The sequence below is a fragment of the Ponticaulis koreensis DSM 19734 genome (assembly GCF_000420665.1).
In the GTDB taxonomy this organism is placed as follows: Bacteria; Pseudomonadota; Alphaproteobacteria; order Caulobacterales; family Hyphomonadaceae; genus Ponticaulis; species Ponticaulis koreensis.
Map to the genome: position 1 here is coordinate 154,771 of NZ_ATVJ01000003.1, position 23,649 is coordinate 178,419.

A 23,649-nucleotide genomic window follows, 5' to 3' on the forward strand; every position below is an offset into this window, starting at 1 on the left:
GCGCGCTCCATTCTAACCGGGATGCTTTCGGGGAGAGTGAAACATGCGCAGACGTCAGTTTCTGACCGGATTGAGTGCGGCTTCGCTGGCAGGCTGTTCTGCCAGCGTATCGCTTCAAACCGGCTCCCGCCCGTATTGGGCAGATTTTCCCCCTGTTCTGTCCCGCATTGACCGTGTCACGCGCACGGTCGTCGGTCTGCGCCCATATCGACCTCAAGGCTATCGCCTCGATTGGGAGACGTTGGGCGAAAAGACCGTCGTGCATTCCTATGGTCATGGCGGCTGCGGCGTAACTATGTCCTGGGGAACGGCTGTTGTTGCCGCTGACTATGCGAGCGAGGCAGGCCATGAGGATGTGGCTGTGCTCGGCTGCGGAGTGCAGGGGCTGACGGCGGCGCTGACGCTCGCGCGGCGCGGGCACAATGTCACGATCTATGCGGCCGACCTTCCGCCTTACACGACGTCCAATATAGCAGGCGTCCTCTGGATGCCGACCACCTATTTCGACCGAAGGGTGGCGACGCCAGAATTTCTTGCGTGGGACAGGGAGCTCATCCGTAAGGCATGGCTGGGTTTCATTCCATATGTGAACCGGCCCGGCTATGGCGTGTACTGGGCAGACCACCACTCGCTCGGCATGCAGCAAAGGCGTGACTGGACCGAAGGACTTCCCGGCGGGGATGACATTTATCCAGAGCTTACGCGAACCACCGAAGGCAATCTGTTCGGATACGCTTACCAGCAGCGCTCCAAGGCAATGATTATCGATCCGGACTATTATCTTGATGCCATTCTGCAGGACGCGCAGCTGGCCGGTGCGCGCATCGTCCAAAGGGAGTTTGCCGACCTCTCCGAGGTTATGGCGCTGCCGGAACAGACCATTGTGAACTGTACCGGCCTTGGGGCAGGGGTGCTGTTTGGCGATGAAGATATCTTTCCGGTGCGCGGCCAGCTCACCCATCTTCTTCCGCAGGAAGAGATCAAATATTCCTATGTCGCGCCGACGGATAATGGCGTGTTGTACATGTTCCCGCGTAAAACGGGCATTGTGCTTGGCGGAACGTCGGATTACCGCGAGTGGGACCGCACCCCGAACCCTGCTGAAATCACACGTATGGTCGAAGGTCATGCGGAGCTGGCAGGGCGGCTTCGTATTTAACTTGCTCCTGTCTTCTGATTGACCAGTATGGGTGGCCATGTTCCAATTCGTGGAAGATCAGGGGAAGAAACCAGTGACCATGAAATCCATCGCCGCAGCGCTCCTGTTTGGCAGCGCGATTGCCGGCGCAGCTCACGCCGACACAATATATATTCACGCCGGACATTTGCTGGCGGTTCCGGGTGAAGGGTATCAGGAAGAACAGACGGTTATCATCGTCGATGACCGGATCGTTGCTATTGAAGACGGCTATGTGACGCCTAATCCGGGCGAGCGTCTGATCAACCTGACCGATAGCTATGTCATGCCGGGCCTGATCGACTCACACGTGCATCTATTGTCTGAGTTCAGCCCGACAGCGCGTCTGAATGCGCTGACCTATTCAGAAGTGGATGAGGCGTTTGATGGTGCTATGCATGCGCGCCGTACGCTGCAGGCTGGCTTCACGACGGTGCAGGATGTGGGCGGAACGCCCGAAGCGATCTTTTCTCTGCGCGACGCGATCATGAATGGCCGCGTTCCAGGCCCACGCATTCGCGCTTCAGGTGCCTCAATCACGCCGACCGGTGGACATGGCGATGTGAACGGTTTCTCGCCCGCTCTGATGCAGATCTTCCAGAGCGATTTTGCATGTGATGGCGCCGATGATTGTCGTCGCGCAACGCGTCTTGCCGTTCGTGGCGGGGCTGACGTCATCAAGATTACGGCGACCGGCGGGGTGCTTTCCAACACGCGTGCGGGTCTCGGCCAGCAGCTGTTTGATGACGAGCTCGTTGCGATTGTGGAAGCGGCCGAGAGCATGGGCCGCCGCGTTACAGCGCACGCGCATGGTGTGGACGGGATTAACGCAGCCCTGCGCGCTGGTGTGCATTCCATCGAGCACGGCACATACCTCAATGACGAGACGATCGAGCTTTTCCTCGAGCATGACGCCATACTCGTGCCGACCGTGATTGCGGGCGTAACGGTGACCGGCTGGACGAATGAAGAATGGTTGCCTGCGCCATCGCGCGAGAAGGCAGCCATTGTTGGCCCGCTCATGATCGACATGCTGCGCCGCGCCCATGAGGGCGGTGTGCGCATCGCATTTGGTACGGATACAGGTGTCTCCCGTCACGGTGAGAATGCGCTTGAGTTCGTCTATATGATCGAGGCTGGCTTTGAGCCGGAAGAGGCGATTCGTGCGGCGACAGTGATTGCGGCCGAGCATATTCAGCTGGAAGACGAGATTGGCACAATCGAGGCTGGCAAGTCGGCTGATATTATTGCGGTTACCGCAGATCCCCTGTTGAACATTGAAGAATTGCTGGACGTAGATTTTGTCATGGCTCGTGGAGAGGTATACAGACTTCCTGAATAACAAAAAGAATCAGGGAGCAGTAAATGCCTCACATCACGGCTAACGGGACCGGGATCGAGTACGAAGAATTCGGTTCTAAATTCGGCACGCCTTTCCTTCTCATTTCCGGCTATGGCGGTCAGATGATCAACTGGAGCCAGGAATTCGTCGACGGTCTTGTCGATGAAGGCTTCCGCGTCATCCGGTTCGACAATCGTGATATCGGCCTGTCCCAGCAGTTTGACGAGCTGGGCATTCCGGACATGAAGAAAATCTTTGGTGGCCTGAAGGATGGCACCGCCAAAGATCATGCGCCGTATCTTCTCGAAGACATGGCAGCCGATGCTGCAGGCCTGCTTGAAGCGCTCGACGCCAAGCCAGCTATCGTGATGGGCGTCAGCATGGGGGGCATGATCACGCAGTTGCTGGCGCTCAATCACCCGGACGCGGTCAAAGCGATTATACCGACAATGACATGGTCCAGCGATCCAACACTGGAACGGTCTACGCCGGAGGCGAATGCCGTGCTGACAGAGCGCCCGAACCCGCCATCGCGTGAAAACATCATCCGCAATGCGATCAAAGCCAATCGTGTTATCGGCTCCGGCCCGAGCCTGCAGGCCACTGATGAGGAACTCGCAGAGAAGGCTGGCGCAGCGTATGACCGGGCTTATCGTCCGGCTGGTCTGTCACGACAGTTCGCCGCTATTCAGGCGCAGCCGCTATGGCATGAACGCCTGTCTGAGCTCTCTGTGCCGACACTGGTTGTTCATGGTGAGGTCGATACGCTGATACTTCCTCAGTGCGGACAGGACGTTGCGAAACGTATTCCGAATGCGCGCTATGTCGAGATTGCCGACTGGGGCCATGACATGCCGCCAAAAGCCGTTCCGGTTGTGCTGGCTGAAGTCATCCCATTTGCGAAAGAGCACGCTTAGGGCTCAGACCTCGAAGCTCAGAACGAAACCCTCGCTGGCGAGCGTCTTGCCGGCGAGGACACGGTCATAGCATTCCTGTACGGCTTCAGAGCCAAGCGCGCGCACAGTCTTGATCCAGCGAGAGGCATGGCCGTAGAACTCCAGTAGCTCCTCTGCCAAATCGACGCGGAGGTCGCGTGCATTTATGCCGAGATCATTATCTTCCAGATAGCGCGACGTCACAAACTCCATCGCGTTAGGGCCGGGCTGCATCTCTGGGGTGGAGGCGGCCATTGCGGCCTTCCAGTCGGTTTCGCCAGCACGGATGCAATAGGCGAGATTGTCACCGTAAAGATCGTGTAGCTCCTGACACAGCGTATCACGGCCTGAGAAGTCGATAAGGACTGACCTCTGCTCTGGCGTGAGCGTATCTTTGGCCTCTTCGTACAGTACGACGCCATCATAGTTCTGGCTGTTCTTGGCGAAAGCCCGGCCTGCGTGAGAGGTGAGGCCGGTTGTCTTGATGCCTCGGCGACGCAGCAGCCATGACAGCGCCATAGCGGTTTTGCATGATGCGCTGGCGATGACGATGTGATCTGCGCCGTAGAAATCATTCAGCTCTAAATGTCGTACGAGCAGAAAGGCTGTAAAAAAGAGCGGGCGGAACAGGAGCTGTTGGTTCTCATAGTCCGCGCGATAGGTCGGGTCGGCGCCCAACCGGTGATACCGGTTATAGGTTTCAGGCAGCAGGTCACGGTGTGACGAACCGTCAAGAAAGCCGTTGTCGTCTGTCTTATCGGGGGAAAACACCCATTTGCTGGCCGTCGGCACAAAGCCGAAAAAGCGTTCGCCCGGTTCGATATCCTCGCAGCGGCTCTCTTCCACAGTGAGAAACCCCCAGGCTGGAATGCAGCCCCAGCCCGCGCTCGCGGCGGGAAAGAATTTCCAGTATTTGCGGCTATCACCATGCAGCGCATAGGCGATGTTGGAAGCAGTGAAGGCAAAGTTCTCAATGCCCATCAGCACTTCGCCGTCTCGCAGCTCTTTTACGGTGCGATCAGATATTCTTGTATGTGCGAGATCGGTTTTATCGACCTCAAGGCACCGAATATGGTCAGACGACATCGCATTAACTCCTGCGGTGCAGAGAACCAAACCTCTTCACCACAATAACTTGGGGTATCCCGTCTGCCAATAAAAGCGAAATTTTATCGATCGGTGCCCGTATGAGGGGAATTAGCGGCGCGGCGGGCGCTTTTTCTGACCGCCGGGACGACGCCCGGGAGGGCCGCTGTTTCGAGGGCCTCCACCACGTGGACCGTTCGGGCGCTGACCGCGTTGCGGACGTTCTGGTGCCTGAGACATACGCTGGGTGCGGATCTCTTCGCCGAGAATACGTGCCAGTTGTTCAGCAGGCACTTCTTCAAGCGTTCCTGATGCCAGTTCAGCGAGTTCAAACGGGCCATATTTGATACGAATCAGGCGGTTAACGGTAAGTCCGACGGATGCTAGCGCCTTACGGACTTCGCGGTTTTTACCTTCGCGCAGAATGACGTGCAGCCAGTTATTCGTGCCGGTGGTGCGTTCCAGCGTGGCATCGATTGAGGCGTATTCAACGCCATCGACAATCACGCCTTTCTTCAGCTCTTCGAGGGCCTCCGGCGTCACGCGGCCGTGCGCACGGGCGCGATAGTGACGCTCCAAACCTGTGGCTGGCAGCTCCATCTTACGCGCCAGCTCGCCATCATTGGTCAGCAGGAGCAGCCCTTCGGTTGTGAGGTCGAGACGACCCACAGTCACAACGCGTGGCAGGGATTTTGGCAAATGGTCGAAAATCGTCGGGCGACCTTCAGGGTCACGCGTCGCTGTGATCAGGCCGGCCGGCTTGTGGTACATCCACATGCGTGTTGCTTCTGGCGGACGCACGATTTTTCCACGGACTTTGATCTGGTCACGTGCCGTCACTTTGACAGCCGGGCTGTCGAGGCGCTCGCCATTCACCATGACCTTGCCCTCGGAAATAAGAGTTTCTGCTTCCCTTCGGGAGCAGATGCCAGCATGTGCGAGGTATTTGGCAATACGTTCGCCGTCTTCCCATTTTGCTTCTGGGGCGGCTTTAGCTTTGTTGCGCGCGGGTCCGATGTTTCGACCCCGGCCCGTCTCCCGACGCTCCGTCATCGCGTATCCTTTCAATATAAGGAGCGCCCAATAGCATGGCGCGCACGAAAGGTCATCCTGTTATGTGGATGAGGCGCAACATCATGATGAATGGCAAAATGATAAGAACGCTGAAGCCAAGCTCGAACCCGACCCAGATCCAGTTCTGTCTTGTGTTAGTGCCTTCATCGCGCCAGATCGAGAGCATACGGCCAATGCCTGAGCCAGCCCATGCCGCGGCGAGCGGGATGACGATGACTGGCGCGATCATCTGGTCGAGATACCAAAGCAGTACCAGCGTGGTCAGATGGCTGAAGAAAAACAGGCCGCCCAGCGTGCCACGAAACTCTGATGCGCCCTCGCTATGCCCCTCCATGGGTGTGAGCCCGACCGTGCGTGATATCCAGTCGGGTTTCAGCATCGCAAACAGCCCCATCCAGGCGCCAAAAGCGAGCGTCAGCGAAGAAATGACTTGAGCAATCATGCGGTCCACCCCGTGAAATTATCTTATAAGAGTGGGGCGATACGGTTCAAAGTCAAAACAGCCCTGTGTGATCGTGATCTCGCAGGTGGTTTCGACTTGTGGTAGGCTGGTGCCGGGGAAGGAGCCGCAGGCCTATGACAGAACGTCAAACGGAGACGACTTCAGCATTGATCAGCACCGAAAAGCCTGAGCTCAGAACGCTGGGGGCGCGCATCGATGCCTATCCGCTGTCGGTGCTTGTGTTTGCAGGGGTGATGGCAGGCGTTGCGTTCGGGACAGCTGGATATTTCCTCTTCCGCTAGGCATGCCTCCAGGGTTTACTCGTCAGGTGCTGCGTCAGTTTTTTCGTCGACGAGCTCATGTTCGCGATCTTTGCGGCGCATGAATTCCTGACCGTATTTGCCGTGTGCGTCCTTGCCGAGCGCTTCTTTGGCCGCCGGGAAGATGTCTTCTTCTTCCTCGTCGATATGGTGCTCATAGCGGTGACGCATGGTTTTGAATTTTGTCAGCCAGCCCGGTGAACTCATGTCAGTTTCATTCAGCTCGGTCATCATCTCGTCCACCTCATGGTGCTCCGCCACGGAGTGACGCGCGTGTGGCTGGCCGTCTTCAGTTTTGATCAGAGGTCCATAAAACGCTTCTTCTTCGGCAGCCGCGTGAGCGCTGACTTCGTAAAAGAATTCTTTCCATGCTTTCTGGCGCGCCTCGCTGTCACCGGACGTGTCAGCAATCTCGTCCATAAGTTTGCGGTGTTTGTCGTGGTCGTTCTTCAGAAGGTCGTAGATTGTCTTGGTCATAAAGTCCTCTTTGCGTTGCTGAATTTACGCAGGAGGGCCAGGGCAGTTCCAAGAAACAGTGGCGCTTGTGTGGGGTTTATGCACGCTGATCCGCTGAGCTGGGGGTGTCGCCCGAACCGTCGCACTGGACGTTCAGACTGAAATCTAATAGCGAACGTCTGGTAGATGTGCCTATGCCGGAGACCTCGAAATTCTCGATCTTCTTCCCTTTTTGTTACTCATTCTGGGTACATTCTGCGTGTCTTACTTCGTGGCAGCTATTGGCCCAACAGGCGGGCTCCAGCTCGCCGTGACGGGCGCGACTGTTCCGGCATCTCATCTCATTCCCATGCATGCCTGGATATCGGCTTTCTCCGCCATCTTCCGGGTGATCGGCCTGCGGCAGTGGATACGTGTCGGATTTGTCAGCAAGTTTGTGCTTCCCTCAATCGCAATGACGACGCTTGCGGTATTGATTGGTAGGTCGGCGGGGTTCGTCTGGCTGAAAATCGTGATTGGTCTTTACATCATTCTGAACGTGCTCGGAGTGTTCAGTCGAACGAAGACATGGGTGATGCGCAGCTGGCGACCTGGCGCTATCAGCTCGGGTCTGGTGACCGGGTTCGTGACCGCCTTCATCGGCGCGTCAGGCCCATTGTTGTGGGCGCTCATGAAAGACCGATTTGAGGTGAAGGAAGAATTGTCCGCCACGCACTCGGCCTGCCTTGTTTTTCAACATCTTTCCAAAATACTCATGTTTGGATTGCTTGGAGCGTCGGTATTTGAGTATTGGGTCGTCCTGCTGGCAGCGATCGTGGCATCGATGCTGGGAACCTTTCTTGGGCAGAAAACTCTGCGCAGTTTCGATGAGAGCTCCTACCGGCGCTATCTGAACTTTGCTTTGCTCGCGTCCGGCCTGATCATCATTTATCTGGGCGTAACCGAGTTACTGGCGCGCTGATACTCAGCTGTTGCGGTTAAGATGGCTGAGCGCGCCCACAATACCCAGCGAACTCAAAATCCATCCGAGCAGCGTAAAAATGTGCGTGAAGGCCCGAAGTGACCCCCAGGTATGATGACCTTCCGGTAGCCAGTAATCCTCCTGCCGAAGGTTCAGAATAGGCAGAAAAACGTCCATTGCGTACCAGAAACTATGGAAATCTGGATAGAAATACAGAGCGCGCTCACCTTCGGTGGCGTCTTCTTCAAGCGGCGCTTTTTTACAGAGCGTGATGGCTGAATCCTGGATCATCAGAACTTCCCGGCTCCACGGGTCTTCAATCTGCTGCAGGGAGCAATTGAGCCAGGCTTCAGAGCGCGAAATAAGCGGATTCGACGGGTTGATCCAACCGGCAGCGTAGGCGCGGTTGAAGACGACTGTGCCGATAAGAATAATACCGGCGACGAGCGGAATCAGTTGGTGTGGGCGATAGCCATACCCAATGGGCTCCATAAAGGCGCGCGCGACGGTCTTGGCTAATATGCGCGCGATCACCCTGATCACGGTCCATGGCGTCGTGATGACGCTGACGAAGGCTGATATCAGCACCATCGGGTTGAAGTAGTCCGTCGGTTTGTGACGCTTCTCGCCGGTTAGGCTATTCTCTGTCCATAGAATACGTCGTTCCTTGCTGATCAGAATGGACTGGCTGGCGCGTAAATCGCCCTTGTTTTTCAGAACGTGCGCGAGTTGTTCATAAGGCTGAGGATCGAATGCTTCTTCGCGCCGCGCGTCGGCCTGAAGCCATCTTTTTCTGAACTGAATGTCCCTCGGGGCACGTCGGCCAAGACTCTGATACGTGAACCCCCGAAGCACAAGTTCGGACTTACCGTCCGGCATTTTTAAAATGGTTTGATAGAGGTCTTCGCTGTCGGTGAATGAATTGCATCTTGCCCGCTGCAGGGTGATGCCCCCGACGACAACGCAATCGTCCACGTCCCGACCGTGCGGATCTGTTTTTATGTATCGCCAGCTGTCGTCCTCCTCCTTGGAGGCCTGGCGTCCGGCGAGGCGTAAGTCTTCAGGTAATTCCGGCGTTTCTGTTGGGGAGTTTTCTGCGTCCGGCCTTTCGCCCACGGGCGAGCCTTTTGGACCCAGAATGATAGAGCCGATATCCGTATCATCGAGATTTAGGCCGCGATGTCGTCGCTCATCCGGGTGAATCTGAGCGCCACGCGCAGAGAACGCACCTTGAATGCGCGCGCCGGAAACATCGACGCCGCCTTCGGCGGCGAAACGGTGAAACGAGTACATACCCTTTTCGTCGGTTTCGTTTTTGTCAAAATAGCTCCGCAGATAAAGAGACGTCTCAAAACGACTTCGGACGCCCTTGAGTTGCCGCATGGTCGAGCCGTCCAGAAACAGGGCTTTGAACGCGGCGTAGTTGATTTCAAGATTGCCCACGAACGTGCAGCGCTGAAATGAGACGACGCGGTTAATGTTCGCGCCAAATAGCACCAGCGTGCCGGTGATGACAGCGTTCTTCAGGCCCACACCAAATTCGGCATACGGGATTTTTGCAGCGTTCAAAAGGAGGTCTCGTACAAATTCCGGGCTGATCTTCGCACCCTTCGCATCGTGAACCTTGCCCGCGACGACGTCTTTAAGAAATGCGGTCTCGGCATCGGTTATTGTGTCGAGTGTCAGATATTGTTTGTGGAACGCGCTCTCGCTCACTTTTCGCCCCTGATCCCTTCATTACCCCATGAATAATCTGAAGGTTCGGTAGCAAAAAGTAAATCTCAATATCTGCTACACTGGGCTGTTTTAGGTGACACCGGCCTCACGCCAAGCTTCCTTTGGCCAGCGGCGGTGCATCCAGAACCACTGGCCCGGTGTTTCGCGGACACGCGCTTCCATGAAGGCATTGATCTGCTCAACCGTCGCGTAGATATCCGCTTCAAGATCGCCGGTTTTTTGGGGGACGATGGTGTCATGAATAGTCACGCGGAAACGGCCAGGACCCGTGCGGACTGTCGAAAACGGCACAATAGGAACGTCATACTTGATGGCGAGCCGGCTCGGGCCTGGCGCCGTCATGGCCTCAATTCCGAAGAACGGAACGGCGATACCCTGATTGAATTTCTGATCATTCATCAGGCCGACGGCTTTATTGTCTTTGAGCGCCTTCATGACTTCACGCGTGCCGATACCCTTTGGCGTCAGAACGGCTGTGCCATAGTCGTGGCGCACCTTGTTCAGCTTGCGGTCGATATGCGGATTATTGAGCGCGCGATAGGTGATGTAGGCATCTTCCACGCGGTTGCAGATGGTAGCTGCCATAACTTCCCAATTGGCAAAGTGCCCTGAAATCATGACCGCACCTTTATCGGAATCGCGGATGGCATCGAGGTTCTCAAGGCCGACAATCTCGACGCGGCCATTTTCCTCATAAGGGTCAATCTTAGGCAGGTGAGGGAGTTCGCCAGCCGTGCGGCCAAAGCATTCCCATGCTTCCATCGCGGTCGCTTCAACCTGCTCTTCACTCCATTCGGGGAAGGCCATGCGCAGGTTTTTCAGCGCGGTCTTATGCGTGCTGGTGAGCGGGCCGAGCTTTTTGAAGAACCAGCCACCAAAGTTGGAAGCACGGTCGACGCCCATCATTTTGAACGGACCCCAATAGATCACATCCCATGCAATCGACTCGATCTGCCAGAGCAGCTTCTGGCCGAAGCTTGCGCGGTTCTCGACGTCTTTGGAGCGGATATATTGCTGCTCGTTGCTCATGAATCTTTCCTGATGAGCGGCTCAAATAGGCGCTCTAGCGGTGCAAGGTCAAACTCGGCATGAACCGGATGGGTTAAGATGTCGTCTCGCCGGGCTTTTTCTAGGCGCACATAGTCTTTTTCAGTCGTGATGAGGCGTGCGCCGCGTTCGCTGGCCAGACCATGCAGGAAATCAATGTCGTCCTGCGTGAACGCGTGGTGGTCCGGATAAGGCACTTCGTCGACGACATCGCCGCCTTCACGGGTCAGCGTGTCGAAGAATTTAGCGGGGCGTCCAATACCGGCAAACGCGAGAAGCGGGCCATCCGCGACCGGGCCATTGGAGACGGTGTGGCCCTGAACGACCGGGCCTTCGAAGCTTTTAAGCTCGTCGAACAGGCCTGTAAGCTCGCCCATGACGATCACAGCGTCAGCGCGCGAGAGTCCGCGTTCGACAGGCTCTCGCAGCGGGCCTTTCGGGAAGACAAAGCCATTGCCGCAAGGATTGCCGCCATCAATCACCACGACAGAGAGGTCTTTGTTGAGGGTCGGGTTCTGATGGCCATCATCCATGAGGATGATATCGACGCCATCGGCGCTCATGGCTTTACCGGCTTCCACCTTGTCCTTGCCAATCCATGCTTCACCCGAACAGGACAGCATCAGAGCCTCATCACCGACATCGACGGCGGTGTGCGCGTTGAAGTCGACCTTTAGCGGCCCTTCTAGCCTGCCCTTATATCCGCGTGAGAGGGAGGCAGCCCGCAGGCCTTGCGCGGAGAAATAGTCGCGAAGCGCTGCAACGATTGGTGTTTTGCCTGACCCGCCAAGCGTCAGATTGCCGACACAGATGACCTTCGCAGAGACGGTTTTCGGCTCCGTCTTCTCGATGCGGCGCGCACCCGCCCAGCTATAAATAGCCGATAACGGCGTCAGCAAAGCGCGCGTTAGCGGTGCAGCGCTGCGTGCGTATTTGTCTGTCTGGTGCCAGAAGGCGGGTTCTCTCATGACGCAGCTGCGATCTTCAGATGTTTGAGCGCCGCTTCTTTGGCGAGGCGAAGCGGTTTGTCACCTGAAAGATAGGAGGCAAGCTTGCCTGTGTCAGGTTCAAAAGTGCGCTCACCCTTCAGCCATGGCAGGGCCGCGGCTGCGAGCGACTGTGCGTCGCTGACAAATTCGGCAGCGCCTGCCGCGGTCATGTCCGCGAATTCAGCCTTGAAATTGTCCGTCTCCGGCTCGGAAAGGACATAGCGATCTAGTTTGAGCGCTTCGATCGGGTTGTGACCCAGAATACCAGAGCCCGGCTTGCCGCCGCCCAGAAATACGATGTTTGCAAGCCGCATCCAGAGGCCCAGCTCGCCGAGCGTGTCGCAGAGCCATATCTGGTCGCCTTCTGACGGCGCTCTCTCCTGAAAGCGGTGATAGAATGGATAGCCGCCAATCACCGGCATAATGTCGCCAGCACGTTCAGGGTGGCGCGGCGCGATGATCAACAGCGCGTCTGGTAGTTCTTTGAGGATTTCCTCAAACGCTTCGACCAACATCTCTTCTTCACCCGGATGAGTGGAGAGGGCCGCAAAGACGGGGCGATTGCCGATAACAGCGCGCAGTCGGTCTAGCTCTGCCTCGTCTGCGGCGAGTTCTGGTGCAGCGTATTTCAGATTGCCCGCGAGCTTCATGCGCTTGCCGGTGAGGTGGCGCAGCCCGTCCATCGTACGCTGGTTGGCTGGAAGGATTGGCTCGAACCCGCCCAGAAGTTTTTTGGCAAGCAAGGGATAGCGTTCCCAGCCCTGAAGACTCTTCTCCGTCATGCGGGCATTCACCAGCATGCGGGGGATACGCTTTCTATCGAGCTTACTCAGCATGTTCGGCCAGATGTCACCTTCGGCGACAATGGCGAGGTCTGGCTTCCAGTGTTTTAGAAAGCGCTCGGTCGCGAAGGGCGTATCGATCGGCGCCATCTGATGGACAAGGTCTGGCAGGTCTTTGCGCGCGATGAGGCCTGCGGACGTCTGGGTTTGTGTGGTGATGACCGCATGTAAGTCGGGCGCGCTTTTTTTCAGCGCTTCATAGAGCAAGGTCAGCACCTGACTTTCGCCAATACTGGCGCCATGCATCCAAACGAGCTTTCCAGCCGGACGTTTGCGGCTCGCATAGCCGCGTCGTTCCTGTAGGCGGTCCGGATTCTCTTTGCCCTTTTTGACACGGCTGTTGAGAATGAGCGGCAGGAAGGGATCAAGGCCGGCTGTCAGCGTGCGATAGGTGACGAGCCCGAGTGTCATGCCGTTTCCTCTTCCAGCGGTTCTGGCGGTTCATATGTGCCGCCGACGAGTTCTTCAGCGCGCTGTGTGGCCGCGTTGAGCGCATCTTCCATGCGCTGGCGGATCTCTTCAGCCGGAACGCCGCGCGGCGCTTCGATAATGTCGCCAATCACAATCGCACCCTTGGTGAATGGGAAGGGTATGACGAAACGATCCCAGCTGTTGAGGCGTTTGGCCGGGCTGGCGGCGAGGGCATATGTCACGATTTTCGCGCCGCGACGCTGGGCCAGCAGAGCCGCGCCGAGGCTTGCGCGCTGACGTGGGCCGCGCGGGCCGTCAATAGTGATGCAGACAGCGCCGCCTTCTTTCAGGAGTTCGCCGGTTTCACGAATGGCCGCCGCGCCGCCTTTATCCTTGTCCTGCTTCTTCTTGTTGCCGCGCGAGCCGCGAATGACTTTCAGGCCCAGCTTTTCAGCCGCGCGCGCGACAAATTCACCGTCGCGGGACATGGAGATCATAATGGCGAGCTTGCCATCGCTGCCTGCACGATGACGCATATACCGCGTCCAGCCGACGGGCAGGAGAAGAATGCGCGAGTGCCAGCTGGCCGCGATTAGCCCCTGATCACCGTCCCAGAGTGGTTCAACTTTTTCCAGCCCTTCGACATGCCAGCGATTGGTCCGTCCGATCAGTGCCATATAGGCCCAGATCAGGAAGGCCAGTGTCGATTGCACGGGGCCTGAACGCAGAATAGATTTCATGGCTCTCGCCTTACTCTGTGTTTCATGTCTGCGCAAATGGGGAAAAGGTAGATTTACGTTGAGAATTCGGTGAGGTAAGGGCCAGTCATGTTTAATAAAACACCCGAACAGAAAGCCCGTCGCCGCGCCCGTGAGGCCGCGAAAGGCCCGATTGATCTCTCAACGGAAAAAGGCCGCAAGCGCGCCAATAACGAACTCTATTGGGGTGATCACGGTTTTCTGCGTCTGCGCTTTCAGAACCTGCACCAGATTTCAGATGAGATGTGGCGCTCTAACCAGCCGTCTCCGAAGCAGGTGGCAGAACATGCTCGCGAACGGGGTATCAAGACAATTCTGAACCTGCGCGGTGAGAGCCCGAAAGGCTATTATTTGCTGGAAAAAGAAGCCTGCGAGACCAATGGCATCACTCTGGTCGATTTTCAGGTCTTCTCCCGCAACACGCCGACAAAAGAGCGTATCTTCGAAGCGAAAGAGCTGTTCGATAGCATCGAATATCCAGCTCTGATGCACTGTAAGTCAGGTGCAGACCGTGCGGGCGTTATGTCTGTGCTCTATAAGCTGCTCCGCGAGGAAACCAGCCTTGAAGAGGCGCGCGACCAGCTCTCTCTCAAATATCTCCATGTGAAGCATGGCAAGACCGGCATTCTGGATGCGGTGTTCGAAGTCTATGCGGCCTTCAACGAACGCCAGCCGACGCCATTCCTTGAATGGGTGGAGAAGTATTACGACCCTGAGGCGATTAAAAAGGCCTTCAAAGAGTCCGGTCGGGGCAATTTGCGAATTGACGAGCTGCTCGGTCGCGAATAGGCGCAGAATTTGCAGGGGCAATTATTGGCTAGTGTCTTAGCTTCGGCTAGGCTCTGTTCTGGGAAGTGGGAGTGGCACAATGAAATACTTCGTAATCAACAGCTTTCGCCTGATGGTCTACCTCGTCTATCCGGCATTTATTCTTTATGCGGGCGCAACCGGCTACATCAACGGCGATGTGTTTGCAGACCGTCTGGGATCTGACATCTTTCTGAACAAATATGTCTCTGCCGGTTTCGGCCTGTTCCTTGGCTGGGTCATTGCAACGCTGGCAGCTGGTCTGATCATCACGCTTCTGGATATCCGCGATGACGTGAACGACATGCTGCGTATCGTCGAGCAACACGAAAAAGAATAATCTGATCTTTCAGACGACAAAATTCTGGCCTCACCTGTTTTTCGCAGGTGGGGTCAGTTGCATTTTGGGGTGACGCAGGTCATCTGAATTCTATGAACGATACGAATTACGAAGAGACACTCAATCGTGTGATTGAGAAAGCGCTGGCCGCTGGTGCCACATCAGCAGATGCCAGCATGGACCGGTCCCGCGGCGTTGATGTGACCGTGCGCGAGGGCAAGCTGGAAACGATTGAGCGTGATGAGTCGACCGGTGTGTCGCTCCGCTGCTTCGTTGGTCAGCGTCAGGCGCATGTGTCCGGTTCGGATTTGAGCGCTGATGGTCTGGAAGCTCTGGTGGATCGCTGCGTCAGCATGGCGAAGATCGCGCCTGAAGATCAGTATGCGGGCATCGCCGCGCCTGAAGAGCTGGCGCGTGACCTGCCTGAGATCGAGCTCTGGGGCGATGACCCTGTCGAGCCGGAAGTTCTGGAAGCTGAAGCGATTGAAGCCGAAGCCGCCGCTCGTGCCGTTCCGGGCATTAAAGATGTTCCAGGCTCTGGCTCCAGCTGGTCGGCTGGTGAAGTCTGGCTGGCGGCGTCCAACGGTTTCCGCGCGCACAAATCGTCTTCTCTCTCCGGCGTTGGTCTGTCTGCGATTGCAGAACGCGACGGCGTTATGGAGCGCGACTATGAGAGCTACACGTCTCGTCGCCGCATTGATCGCCCGACACCGGCTGAAATTGGACGCGTTGCGGGCGAGCGCACGATTGCCCGCCTTGGCGCGCAGAAGATCGATAGCCAGAAAGCCGCTGTCTTCTATGACAAGCGCGTCTCTGCCAGTCTGATTGGCGCATTCATCGGCGCGATTTCGGGCGCAGCGATTGCCCGTGGCACCTCTTTTCTGAAGGACAAGCTGGGCGAACAGGTGTTCGCAGATGGCATCGAACTGATTGACGATCCTTTCCGTGCCTTCGGCATGGGGAGCCGCCGCTTTGATGGCGAAGGCCGTCCGGTTCAGGTGACGAAGATTGTGGAAGACGGACGTCTGACAACATGGCTCTTGAATGGCCCGTCCGCGCGTCAGCTGGGTCTCAAGCCGAACGGGTTCGCGTCTCCGGGCTTTGGTGACCCGCCGGGTATTTCAGTTTCTAACATGCACATGCCCGCGGGCAGTCAGTCACCGGAAGAACTGATCTCTTCGGTCGGCAAATGTCTTCAGGTCACTGAGATGTTCGGGCCTAGCATCAATCCGAATACCGGTGACTATTCTGTAGGCGTATCAGGGATCTGGCATGATGGTGAGGGCAACAGCTTCCCTGTGTCTGAAATCACTGTGGCGGACAATCTGATCGAGATGTTCAAACGCCTTGTACCGGCGAGCGACCTTGAGTTTCGCAACCGCACCAACACGCCGGGCCTGCTTGTCGAGGGGATGACGATTGCTGGCCGCTGACCTGCAGGCTGACCTAAATCTCCTGCGGGACGCCGCCCTTGAGGCCGGCAATATCGCCATGACCTATTTTCACTCGGATCTGAAGATCTGGGAGAAAGAACCAGACCATCCGGTTACGGATGCCGACCTGGCGGTGAATACGTTTCTGGAAGAAAAGCTGCGCGGCGCGCGGCCTGATTATGGCTGGCTGTCCGAGGAAACTCAGGACGGCCCGGAACGCCTGAGCCGCGATTGCGTGTTCGTCGTCGACCCGATTGACGGCACGCGTGCCTTCATGGAAGGCAAGCCTCATTTCTGTATCGCGCTGGCCATTCTGGAATTCGGCGAGCCTGTGGCAGCCGTCATTTATGCGCCGGTCTTCAATGAGTTATTCGTCGCGGGCAAAGGCCTTGGCGCAACGCGCAATGGCGAGACCATTACCTCCAGCCCGAAGCCGGAGCTGGAAAAGGCACGTATCATTGCCGATCCGCGTATGTTTTCGCCCGACCATTGGGATGTGCCCTGGCCGGAACTCGTCTTTCCTGACGTCACGCCGAATGCTACGGCATATCGCATGGCGCTCGTTGCTGATGGCCGCTGGGACGCTGTTGTCGTTCTCCGCGAGAAGTTCGATTGGGATGTCGCCGCTGCGGCATTGATCATCGCAGAGGCGGGTGGCCGTGTGAGTTGTCATATTGGTGACGATTTTGTGTTTAATCGGAAAGTCGCATCCCAACGGAGCTTGATTGCTGCAGGTCCGGTGGTACACGAACTCATTGTGCAGCGGGTCAATCATCTGGTCCTGCCGGAACCCGGCGACTCGTGATACCGCCGCGAACAGACTTAATGCCTGGAGACAGACACTATGACCGACTCAGCTATTAGCCAGCAACAGCTTCTCCACATCGTAATCGGTGGTGAGCTGAAAGACGTAACCGACATTGAATTCGAAGATCTGTCTCAGATCGATTTCGTCGGTGCCTTCCCGAATTACAAAACAGCGTATGACGCATGGAAATCTGCTGCGCAGCGCACAGTAGACTCTGCTGAAACCCGCTACTTCATCCTGCACGCTCACAAGCTGCTCGACCCGGAAACGGGAGCGCACCATAGCGTCTGAGGTAAAAAGAAAGGCGGGGCTGACCCGCCTTTTCCGTGAATTCTTCACCTCTCATCTGGGGTGGTTTGTGGCCGGTACTCTGGCCGCCGTTGTGACGTCTCTTGCAGGCGTCACGCAGATGGTTCTTGTCAAATTTGTGGGTGACACGCTTCAGGCGCTGATTGGCGCGGAGCTGGACCCGGAGAGCCTGATCTACCGTTTCGGCATGCCGGGCGTATCTCTGATCATCATTCTGACTGTAGGCATTATAATCGCCTCGATCCTGAGGGCGGGATCGCTTTATGGAATGACACTGTTCAACAATACCGGCGTCCAGAAATCGCTGGTGGATGTTCAGAACGCGCAGTTTGCGAGCCTGACGCGCGGCGACTTTGCGCGCCTTAGCTCTGCCGCCAGCGGTGACTTCGTGTCCCGCTTTATCAACGACACTAATGCCATGCGCGACGCAGGCCTTCGCGTTGCCAACAACTTCACCAAAGGTGTGGTGACGGTTATCGGCGCATTCGTGTCCATGCTGCTGATCGACTGGCAGCTCACTCTGATCATGCTGGTCGCTTATCCGATCGCCTTTGGCCCGGTGATCGCACTCGGTAATTCCGTGCGCAAACGCGCCAAGCAGGCGCAGAAACAGGTAGGCGAGGTGACCTCGCTCCTCTCTGAAGGGTTTCAGTCCGGCCGCGTGGTGAAAGCCTATGGCCTTGAGGACTATCAGACAGACCGTGTCGGTCGTGGCTTTATGGAACGCGCAGCGCTTTATCTGAAGGTTCTTCGCGATAAGGCGGCTGTAGATCCCATCCTCGAGGTGACAGGAGGTGTTGCGATTGCCGGTGTGCTCGGCTTCTCTGCATGGCGTATTTCCATGGGCGATTCCACACTTGGTGACTTTATCGGTTTTCTTGGCCTGATCGGTCTGGCTGCTCCTGAAATCCGTGCACTGGGCACGCTCAATGCTGTCGCTCAGGAAGGCGGCGCGGCGGCTGACCGTGTATTCGAAGTCCTTGATGACGAGGCTCTTGTCCGCGATGCACCGGATGCGCGCCCTCTTAACGAGGTGAGAGGCGCGATCAGCTTTAACGGTGTCGAGTTTGCGTATCCGGATGGGTCGCTGGCGCTTAAAGGCCTGAGCTTCGAAGCTCATCCCGGTGAAACAGTTGCGATTGTCGGTCCGAGTGGGGCTGGTAAGTCGACTGTCTTCAATCTGCTGCTTCGTCTATATGACGCGAGCGCTGGCGAGGTGCTAATCGATGATGTGCCCGTGACAGCAGTCAAAGGCGCAGACCTTCGCGCCAACATGTCGCTGGTAGCGCAGGATGCGGCGCTGTTTGATGATACGATCGCGGCAAACATTGCGCTCGGGCGCCTGGGTGCGCGCCGTGAAGAGATTGAGCGCGCTGCTGCTCTCGCCAATGCAACCGACTTCATCGCGGCGCTGCCTGACGGCTATGAAACGCAGGTTGGCGAGCTCGGGCGTAACCTCTCAGGCGGTCAGCGCCAGCGCATTGCGCTTGCGCGTGCTATTCTGCGTGATGCGCCTATCCTGATGCTGGATGAGGCGACGTCTGCACTTGATGCGGATTCTGAAGCCAAGGTTCAGGCGGCGCTTGCGGATTTTTCAAAAGACCGCACGACGCTTGTTATCGCACACCGACTTTCAACGGTGCGCAACGCTGATCGTATCGTTGTTGTGGAAGATGGCCGCGTCGTTGAAAGCGGCAGCCATGATGAGCTCGTCTCAAGCGGCGGCGTTTATGCCCGCCTTGCAGAGCTTCAGCTGAACTGAGCCGCCTCCAGCGGATATTCAGTTGCCGCGGTTCGCAGGAATTTAGCGAGCTTTTCTGCCTCTTCTGCGCCCTGAACCGCAACCTTGCGATTGGCGATGTAAGTCGGCACCCCTGAAATCCCCATCTGACGGTAGGCGGCTTCTTCGCGCATGACGTTCTCAAGGTCGGCGTCGCGGGAGAGAAGGTCGATCAGCAGATTACGATCCATGCCGACGGACGCGCCGATATCAGCCAGAACGTCTTTATCGCCAATGTCACGGTGGTCTGTGAAATAGGCGTGGAACAGGGCTTCCTTCATGCCATAGCCAAGGTTCTGGCCCTGAGCCCAACGAAGAAGACGGTGGGCGTCCAGTGTGTTCGGGCGCACTTCAATGCCTGAGAACTCGAACGGAATGCCCTCCGCCTTGCCATACTGTTCCAGCATCTGACGCATGGCAGAGAAACGGTCTTTCTGCGCGCTCTTTTCGCTATCGCCTACGCCGCCAAACTTGGCCGCCATATACTCTTTATAGGGCATGCCTTCGCGCGGAACGTTCGGGTCGAGCTGGTAAGGGCGGTAGATGACTTCGACAGGGAATTCATCGCCGATCAGCGCAATAGCTTCGTTGAGACGGCGCATGCCGAGCCAGCACCACGGGCAGACAAGGTCTGAGACCATTTCGATAAGTACACTCATGGCGTTAGACTACCTCTGAAAGCTGGCAAGTGTCACGGGCTGTCCGCTTCTGCATAGAGGATATGCATCTGGTAGCGTTATCACTTTACCGTGTGACTGTTATGGTGAGGAATAAGGTTCACCATAAGGGCCGATCGGGAGAAAATTGAATGCACCAGCGTCTCTGCAAGATTGTTTCGACTATTGGCCCGGCGACGTCTTCGCCCGACATGCTTCGCATGATCCATGAGGCGGGGGTGAATGTCTTCCGTCTGAATATGAGCCACGGCCAGCATGACAAGCTCCGCAATGTTGTGAAATCCATACGTGAGATGCAGATCGAGACTGGCGTTGCGACGGCGATCTTTGCAGACCTGCAAGGGCCTAAAATCCGTACTGGAACGTTTGAAGACGGCTCGATCCAATTGCGATACGGGCAGGAATACCGGCTGGTGAACGCAGCCTCGACGACCGAAGAGGGCGTTATTCCTGTTCCGCATCAGGAAGTGTTCGATGCGCTGGACGAAGGCGCGGTGATCAAGCTCGATGACGGCAAGCTACAGATGACGGTGACGGGCCGTGATGGTGACGTTTTGCTAGCGCGGGCCGATGCCATGGGCACGCTGTCGGACCGTAAGGGGATCAACATCCCTGACCGCAGTCTGCCTATTTCTGCGCTTACAGAGAAAGATCGTGAGGACCTCGAGTTCGCGCTCTCCATGAAGGTGGATTACATCGCGCTCTCTTTCGTGCAGCGGCCTTCTGACGTTCATGAAGCGCGCGAGTTGATTGGTGACGAAGCGGGCATCATCTCCAAGATCGAAAAGCCCTCCGCGATTGATCATCTGGATGAGATTATCGAAGCCTCTGACGCCATTATGGTGGCGCGCGGCGACCTGGGTGTTGAGTGTCCGGTTGAGGATGTGCCGATCATGCAGCGTCGTATCATTCGTGCCTGCCGCCGTGTGGGCAAACCGGTCATTGTTGCGACGCATATGCTTGAATCCATGGTCGAATCCAAAGCGCCGACACGCGCGGAAGCCTCTGATATTTCTTCGGCTGTGAACCAGGGCGCTGATGCCGTGATGCTGTCGGCAGAAACAGCGGTAGGCAGCCACTCGCAAACAGCGGTAGCGATCATGGACCGCGTCATCTCAGCGACCGAGCGCGATCCTGAAACGGCCTGCTACGCAATCTTTCACAGCGAAGAAGACCATTCGACCACTGCAGATGCGGTGAGCCTTTCGGCGCGGCGGATTACCGAAGTGCTCGAGTGCCGTTTCGCGGTGGCCTACACCAATACAGGCTCAACTGCGCGCCGCCTTGCGCGTGACCGGCCATGCGCGCCTATCCTGGCCGCAACACCGAATGTGGAAGTCGCGCAGTCTTTGTCACTTTGCTGGGGCGTGACGGCGAAAGTCACTGAAGACATTTCCGACTTCGGCGAAATGATCGCGCGTGCAGATACGCTTGCATCTGAAGCAGGCGGTAGAAATGGCGAACGGATTGTCATTCTCTCCGGCTTCCCGTTCGGCCGGTCAGGTAAGACCAACACGCTGAAGATCAGCCGTATCGGCGCTATTGAGGATGATAGCTAGGGCTAAAATTCAAAACGGGTGATTGCGTTTTTCACTGAGGGTGCGAGGTTACGCGCAGAAAAATACTCAGGGAGAACGCAATGCCATTTGATCAGGTTAGCCAGCCGGAAACGCTGGGCCTTTCAAAAGAGCGACTGGACCGGATACCGGCCTTCTACAAGAAGAATTATCTCGACTCAAAACGCCTGCCGAACATCTCGACGATGGTCGCGCGCGGCGGTGAGATCGCGCATCTGTCCTGTCAGGGCGTGAAGAACTGGGATACGGGCGAACCGGTTACCGCCGACACGATCTATCGAATCTATTCGATGACGAAGCCGGTGACATGCGTTGCGGCGATGATGTGCTTTGAAGAAGGCCTTCTGCGCCTTGAGCATCCCGTGTCGCGCTACATTCCGAGCTTTGCCAATCTGAAAGTCTGGGCAGGCGAGGGGCAGCTGAAAGACCCTGACCGCGAGATGACGGTGAAGGACCTGTTCCTCCACACATCCGGCCTGACCTACGACTTCCTCGGCCTTCACCCTGTCGAGAAGCAGTATATCGACAAGAAGGTTATCCGTCAGAACTACACGCTTGCAGAGATGTGCGAGGTGCTCTCGGAAATTCCGTTGGTCTTCTCACCGGGCGACCGCTGGAACTATTCTGTTGCGATTGATGTTCTGGGTCATCTCGTTGAGATCGTCTCGGGCATGTCGCTGGATGAATATTTCCAGACGCGCATTTTCGAACCGCTCGGCATGGTCGATACCGGTTTTACCATCCCGACCGAGAAACTGCCGCGCTTTGCGGCCTGCTATGCGCGCAATCCTCTGACCAAGGAAATCACGCTGGCCGATAAGGGCGATGGTAGCTCGTCTTATTGCCGTGAGGGTAAAGACCCGCAGCGTCTGTTCAGCGGCGGTGGTGGTCTCGTCTCCACGATTTCTGATTACTATAATTTCTGCCGCATGCTCGCGAATGGTGGCGAGCTGAATGGCGCGCGTCTGCTAAGCCCTAAGACAGTCGAGTACATGATGATGAACCATCTGCCAGAGGGTAAGACTATGGCCGGTATGGGCGACACCATGTTTTCCGAGAGCAATATGGCTGGCAACGGGTTTGGCCTTGGCGGCGCTGTGACAGTTGATGAGATCCTGATGAACCAGCCATGCTCTGAAGGCACGTTCAGCTGGGGCGGGCTTGCTTCCACCTTCTTCTGGATTGATCCGGTAGAAGACATTATCGCGATCCAGATGACGCAGATGATGCCGTCATCATCCTATCCGATCCGGCCGCAATTCCAGCAATTCGTATATTCGAGCATTATCGAGTAGATACAAAAACGCTCCCTGTTTCAGCAGGGAGCGTTTTTCTTATGAGGCTGTTGCAGCAGGCTTTGAACTGGCGATGGTCAGAACCTGCCAATAACCTTCCTTCACTTCCATATCTTCAGCCGTGCCCTTCTCGGTGAGAATACGGTGCGCCTCTGCCAGCCTGTAGCAGGGGATGTGCATGAACATGTGGTGTTCGCAGTGATAGGCGACCCAGTAAGGCGCGATGAACAGGCGCTCGAGGAAGTTGGTGCGCGTGGTGCGGGCGACCCGCATCGGATGGTTCGAGCCATCAAGGCAGGCATGCTCTGCAATATTGCGAAGTCGTGTGACGAGCTGGTTCCACGTCGCGAGCGGCAAAAGCCAGAGCACAGGATACGCCCACCAGCCAATTGCCAGCGTCATGACGATCGCAATGAGCGCGTTCGAGATCAGAAATGGAATGACAGCTTCACGCGCAGACTGGGCGCGGTTTTCGCGGCCTCTCTGCTTTTTGATGCCGATCCCCATCGCGTTCATGAACTGGTTTGAACGTTGCTTGTAAAAAGTCTGGCCGGTCATATCGCGGAGGATTTTTCGCCAGAGAGATTTCCGCGTAATCGGAAAAGGAGCGGACAGGATAAGGTCCGGATCCTTTTCCGACTGCGCGTACTTATGATGGCTGATGTGATAATCCCGATAGTTGCGCAGATGCGCGCCCACAGGGGCCGCACAAAGCCACTGACCCACCCAGTCATTAAGCTTGTGATTCGTCGCAAGACCGCCATGAGCTGCCTCGTGCATGAGAATGGCCAGACCAAGCTGTCGCGCGCCGATCAGCATGACTGCGAGAACAAATGTAACCAGGTTTGGCCAGACCGCAAACATCGCCATGGCGGCGATAATAATGGCCCAGGCATGGACGATTGTACCAAGCCCCAGAAGGTCCGAACGTTTGCAGAGGCGGGCCCACTCATCCTGAGTGAACATCTCCAGTGGTTTCATTTTAATAGGCGTACTCATGGCGTCAAAATACCAGCGCCCGAAACGCCTCGCAATCGTGACGCTGC

General features: G+C 56.7%; 24 protein-coding genes. 13 read left to right on the forward strand and 11 right to left on the reverse strand.

All coding sequences use genetic code 11. The features are described from left to right. The first annotated feature begins 43 nt into the window (after positions 1-43). From G523_RS0115685 to G523_RS0115695, 3 genes are all read left to right on the forward strand, one after another. Positions 44-1,159, forward strand: a complete 1,116-nt coding sequence (locus G523_RS0115685; protein ID WP_022696016.1) for an FAD-dependent oxidoreductase — start codon at positions 44-46, stop codon at positions 1,157-1,159. Positions 1,160-1,238: 79 nt separating this feature from the next. Next, positions 1,239-2,519, forward strand: coding sequence for a metal-dependent hydrolase family protein (locus G523_RS0115690; RefSeq protein WP_027441815.1), 1,281 nt, complete (start codon positions 1,239-1,241; stop codon positions 2,517-2,519). 23 nt (positions 2,520-2,542) lie between these two features. Next, entirely contained in the window at positions 2,543-3,436 is an 894-nt protein-coding gene (locus tag G523_RS0115695; protein WP_022696018.1) for an alpha/beta fold hydrolase, read from the forward strand. A gap of 3 nt (positions 3,437-3,439) precedes the next feature. On the opposite strand, the gene G523_RS19660 is transcribed toward G523_RS0115695, so the two are convergent. From G523_RS19660 to G523_RS0115710, 3 genes are all read right to left on the reverse strand, one after another. Beyond that, on the reverse strand, positions 3,440-4,540 hold the full coding sequence (locus G523_RS19660) for a DUF2855 family protein (RefSeq protein ID WP_022696019.1): 1,101 nt from the start codon (positions 4,538-4,540) through the stop codon (positions 3,440-3,442). A gap of 111 nt (positions 4,541-4,651) precedes the next feature. Next, complete coding sequence (locus tag G523_RS19665; protein WP_022696020.1) at positions 4,652-5,593, reverse strand: pseudouridine synthase; 942 nt, start codon at positions 5,591-5,593, stop codon at positions 4,652-4,654. 52 nt (positions 5,594-5,645) lie between these two features. After that, positions 5,646-6,056: a DUF4345 family protein gene (locus G523_RS0115710; RefSeq protein WP_022696021.1), complete on the reverse strand. Its 411-nt coding sequence runs from the start codon at positions 6,054-6,056 to the stop codon at positions 5,646-5,648. A gap of 134 nt (positions 6,057-6,190) precedes the next feature. Here G523_RS0115710 and G523_RS21045 point away from each other — a divergent pair, with 134 nt between their 5' ends. After that, on the forward strand, positions 6,191-6,358 hold the full coding sequence (locus G523_RS21045) for a hypothetical protein (RefSeq protein WP_022696022.1): 168 nt from the start codon (positions 6,191-6,193) through the stop codon (positions 6,356-6,358). 15 nt (positions 6,359-6,373) lie between these two features. Here G523_RS21045 and G523_RS0115720 read toward each other — a convergent pair whose 3' ends face one another. Then, on the reverse strand, positions 6,374-6,853 hold the full coding sequence (locus G523_RS0115720) for a hemerythrin domain-containing protein (protein ID WP_022696023.1): 480 nt from the start codon (positions 6,851-6,853) through the stop codon (positions 6,374-6,376). 211 nt (positions 6,854-7,064) lie between these two features. Between G523_RS0115720 and G523_RS0115725 the strand changes: the two genes are divergently transcribed. Next, complete coding sequence (locus G523_RS0115725) at positions 7,065-7,793, forward strand: sulfite exporter TauE/SafE family protein (RefSeq protein WP_267879333.1); 729 nt, start codon at positions 7,065-7,067, stop codon at positions 7,791-7,793. Between the two features lie 3 nt (positions 7,794-7,796). Here G523_RS0115725 and G523_RS0115730 read toward each other — a convergent pair whose 3' ends face one another. The 5 genes from G523_RS0115730 to G523_RS19675 all read right to left on the reverse strand — a co-directional run bounded on the left by G523_RS0115730 (position 7,797) and on the right by G523_RS19675 (position 13,559). Then, positions 7,797-9,509 (reverse strand): hypothetical protein, encoded by a 1,713-nt coding sequence (locus tag G523_RS0115730; protein ID WP_022696025.1) that lies wholly within the window; start codon positions 9,507-9,509, stop codon positions 7,797-7,799. Between the two features lie 90 nt (positions 9,510-9,599). After that, positions 9,600-10,559 carry a lysophospholipid acyltransferase family protein gene (locus tag G523_RS0115735; RefSeq protein WP_022696026.1) on the reverse strand — a complete coding sequence of 320 codons (960 nt, stop codon included), beginning with the start codon at positions 10,557-10,559 and terminating at the stop codon, positions 9,600-9,602. Further along, positions 10,556-11,545: a tetraacyldisaccharide 4'-kinase gene (lpxK, locus tag G523_RS0115740; RefSeq protein ID WP_022696027.1), complete on the reverse strand. Its 990-nt coding sequence runs from the start codon at positions 11,543-11,545 to the stop codon at positions 10,556-10,558. The genes G523_RS0115735 and lpxK overlap by 4 nt, the downstream gene beginning before the upstream one ends. Then, positions 11,542-12,819 (reverse strand): 3-deoxy-D-manno-octulosonic acid transferase, encoded by a 1,278-nt coding sequence (locus tag G523_RS19670; protein ID WP_022696028.1) that lies wholly within the window; start codon positions 12,817-12,819, stop codon positions 11,542-11,544. The genes lpxK and G523_RS19670 overlap by 4 nt, the downstream gene beginning before the upstream one ends. Beyond that, positions 12,816-13,559: a lysophospholipid acyltransferase family protein gene (locus G523_RS19675; RefSeq protein WP_022696029.1), complete on the reverse strand. Its 744-nt coding sequence runs from the start codon at positions 13,557-13,559 to the stop codon at positions 12,816-12,818. The genes G523_RS19670 and G523_RS19675 overlap by 4 nt, the downstream gene beginning before the upstream one ends. An 87-nt stretch (positions 13,560-13,646) precedes the next feature. On the opposite strand from G523_RS19675, the gene G523_RS0115755 reads away from it, so the two are divergent. The 6 genes from G523_RS0115755 to G523_RS0115780 all read left to right on the forward strand — a co-directional run bounded on the left by G523_RS0115755 (position 13,647) and on the right by G523_RS0115780 (position 19,036). Further along, entirely contained in the window at positions 13,647-14,366 is a 720-nt protein-coding gene (locus G523_RS0115755) for a fused DSP-PTPase phosphatase/NAD kinase-like protein (RefSeq protein ID WP_022696030.1), read from the forward strand. 79 nt (positions 14,367-14,445) lie between these two features. Further along, on the forward strand, positions 14,446-14,724 hold the full coding sequence (locus G523_RS0115760; RefSeq protein ID WP_022696031.1) for a hypothetical protein: 279 nt from the start codon (positions 14,446-14,448) through the stop codon (positions 14,722-14,724). A gap of 92 nt (positions 14,725-14,816) precedes the next feature. Then, on the forward strand, positions 14,817-16,157 hold the full coding sequence (locus G523_RS0115765; protein ID WP_022696032.1) for a TldD/PmbA family protein: 1,341 nt from the start codon (positions 14,817-14,819) through the stop codon (positions 16,155-16,157). Next, positions 16,144-16,962, forward strand: coding sequence for a 3'(2'),5'-bisphosphate nucleotidase CysQ (locus G523_RS0115770; protein ID WP_022696033.1), 819 nt, complete (start codon positions 16,144-16,146; stop codon positions 16,960-16,962). Before G523_RS0115765 ends, G523_RS0115770 begins: the two co-directional genes overlap by 14 nt. Before the next feature lie 39 nt (positions 16,963-17,001). Continuing rightward, positions 17,002-17,256, forward strand: a complete 255-nt coding sequence (locus G523_RS0115775; RefSeq protein WP_022696034.1) for a DUF4170 domain-containing protein — start codon at positions 17,002-17,004, stop codon at positions 17,254-17,256. A gap of 67 nt (positions 17,257-17,323) precedes the next feature. After that, positions 17,324-19,036: an ABC transporter ATP-binding protein gene (locus G523_RS0115780; RefSeq protein WP_022696035.1), complete on the forward strand. Its 1,713-nt coding sequence runs from the start codon at positions 17,324-17,326 to the stop codon at positions 19,034-19,036. Here G523_RS0115780 and G523_RS0115785 read toward each other — a convergent pair. After that, complete coding sequence (locus tag G523_RS0115785; protein WP_022696036.1) at positions 19,024-19,713, reverse strand: DsbA family oxidoreductase; 690 nt, start codon at positions 19,711-19,713, stop codon at positions 19,024-19,026. The genes G523_RS0115780 and G523_RS0115785 overlap by 13 nt on opposite strands. A gap of 149 nt (positions 19,714-19,862) precedes the next feature. Here G523_RS0115785 and pyk point away from each other — a divergent pair, with 149 nt between their 5' ends. Continuing rightward, positions 19,863-21,290, forward strand: a complete 1,428-nt coding sequence (pyk, locus tag G523_RS0115790) for a pyruvate kinase (protein WP_022696037.1) — start codon at positions 19,863-19,865, stop codon at positions 21,288-21,290. 80 nt (positions 21,291-21,370) lie between these two features. Next, a complete protein-coding gene (locus tag G523_RS0115795; protein ID WP_022696038.1) occupies positions 21,371-22,603 on the forward strand; it encodes a serine hydrolase domain-containing protein in 1,233 nt (410 codons plus the stop codon). A gap of 39 nt (positions 22,604-22,642) precedes the next feature. Here G523_RS0115795 and G523_RS0115800 read toward each other — a convergent pair whose 3' ends face one another. Continuing rightward, entirely contained in the window at positions 22,643-23,584 is a 942-nt protein-coding gene (locus tag G523_RS0115800) for a fatty acid desaturase family protein (protein ID WP_233347318.1), read from the reverse strand. Positions 23,585-23,649: the final 65 nt, after the last annotated feature.

What these genes read in the sequence shown, in the direction of transcription:
- G523_RS0115685 (WP_022696016.1), top strand. Translation starts at nt 44, where the DNA reads ATGCGCAGACGTCAGTTTCTGACCGGATTGAGTGCGGCTTCGCTGGCA.
- G523_RS0115690 (WP_027441815.1), top strand. Translation starts at nt 1,239, where the DNA reads ATGAAATCCATCGCCGCAGCGCTCCTGTTTGGCAGCGCGATTGCCGGC.
- G523_RS0115695 (WP_022696018.1), top strand. Translation starts at nt 2,543, where the DNA reads ATGCCTCACATCACGGCTAACGGGACCGGGATCGAGTACGAAGAATTC.
- G523_RS19660 (WP_022696019.1), bottom strand. Translation starts at nt 4,540, where the DNA reads ATGTCGTCTGACCATATTCGGTGCCTTGAGGTCGATAAAACCGATCTC.
- G523_RS19665 (WP_022696020.1), bottom strand. Translation starts at nt 5,593, where the DNA reads ATGACGGAGCGTCGGGAGACGGGCCGGGGTCGAAACATCGGACCCGCG.
- G523_RS0115710 (WP_022696021.1), bottom strand. Translation starts at nt 6,056, where the DNA reads ATGATTGCTCAAGTCATTTCTTCGCTGACGCTCGCTTTTGGCGCCTGG.
- G523_RS21045 (WP_022696022.1), top strand. Translation starts at nt 6,191, where the DNA reads ATGACAGAACGTCAAACGGAGACGACTTCAGCATTGATCAGCACCGAA.
- G523_RS0115720 (WP_022696023.1), bottom strand. Translation starts at nt 6,853, where the DNA reads ATGACCAAGACAATCTACGACCTTCTGAAGAACGACCACGACAAACAC.
- G523_RS0115735 (WP_022696026.1), bottom strand. Translation starts at nt 10,559, where the DNA reads ATGAGCAACGAGCAGCAATATATCCGCTCCAAAGACGTCGAGAACCGC.
- lpxK (WP_022696027.1), bottom strand. Translation starts at nt 11,545, where the DNA reads ATGAGAGAACCCGCCTTCTGGCACCAGACAGACAAATACGCACGCAGC.
- G523_RS19670 (WP_022696028.1), bottom strand. Translation starts at nt 12,819, where the DNA reads ATGACACTCGGGCTCGTCACCTATCGCACGCTGACAGCCGGCCTTGAT.
- G523_RS19675 (WP_022696029.1), bottom strand. Translation starts at nt 13,559, where the DNA reads ATGAAATCTATTCTGCGTTCAGGCCCCGTGCAATCGACACTGGCCTTC.
- G523_RS0115755 (WP_022696030.1), top strand. Translation starts at nt 13,647, where the DNA reads ATGTTTAATAAAACACCCGAACAGAAAGCCCGTCGCCGCGCCCGTGAG.
- G523_RS0115760 (WP_022696031.1), top strand. Translation starts at nt 14,446, where the DNA reads ATGAAATACTTCGTAATCAACAGCTTTCGCCTGATGGTCTACCTCGTC.
- G523_RS0115765 (WP_022696032.1), top strand. Translation starts at nt 14,817, where the DNA reads ATGAACGATACGAATTACGAAGAGACACTCAATCGTGTGATTGAGAAA.
- G523_RS0115775 (WP_022696034.1), top strand. Translation starts at nt 17,002, where the DNA reads ATGACCGACTCAGCTATTAGCCAGCAACAGCTTCTCCACATCGTAATC.
- G523_RS0115785 (WP_022696036.1), bottom strand. Translation starts at nt 19,713, where the DNA reads ATGAGTGTACTTATCGAAATGGTCTCAGACCTTGTCTGCCCGTGGTGC.
- pyk (WP_022696037.1), top strand. Translation starts at nt 19,863, where the DNA reads ATGCACCAGCGTCTCTGCAAGATTGTTTCGACTATTGGCCCGGCGACG.
- G523_RS0115795 (WP_022696038.1), top strand. Translation starts at nt 21,371, where the DNA reads ATGCCATTTGATCAGGTTAGCCAGCCGGAAACGCTGGGCCTTTCAAAA.
- G523_RS0115800 (WP_233347318.1), bottom strand. Translation starts at nt 23,584, where the DNA reads ATGAAACCACTGGAGATGTTCACTCAGGATGAGTGGGCCCGCCTCTGC.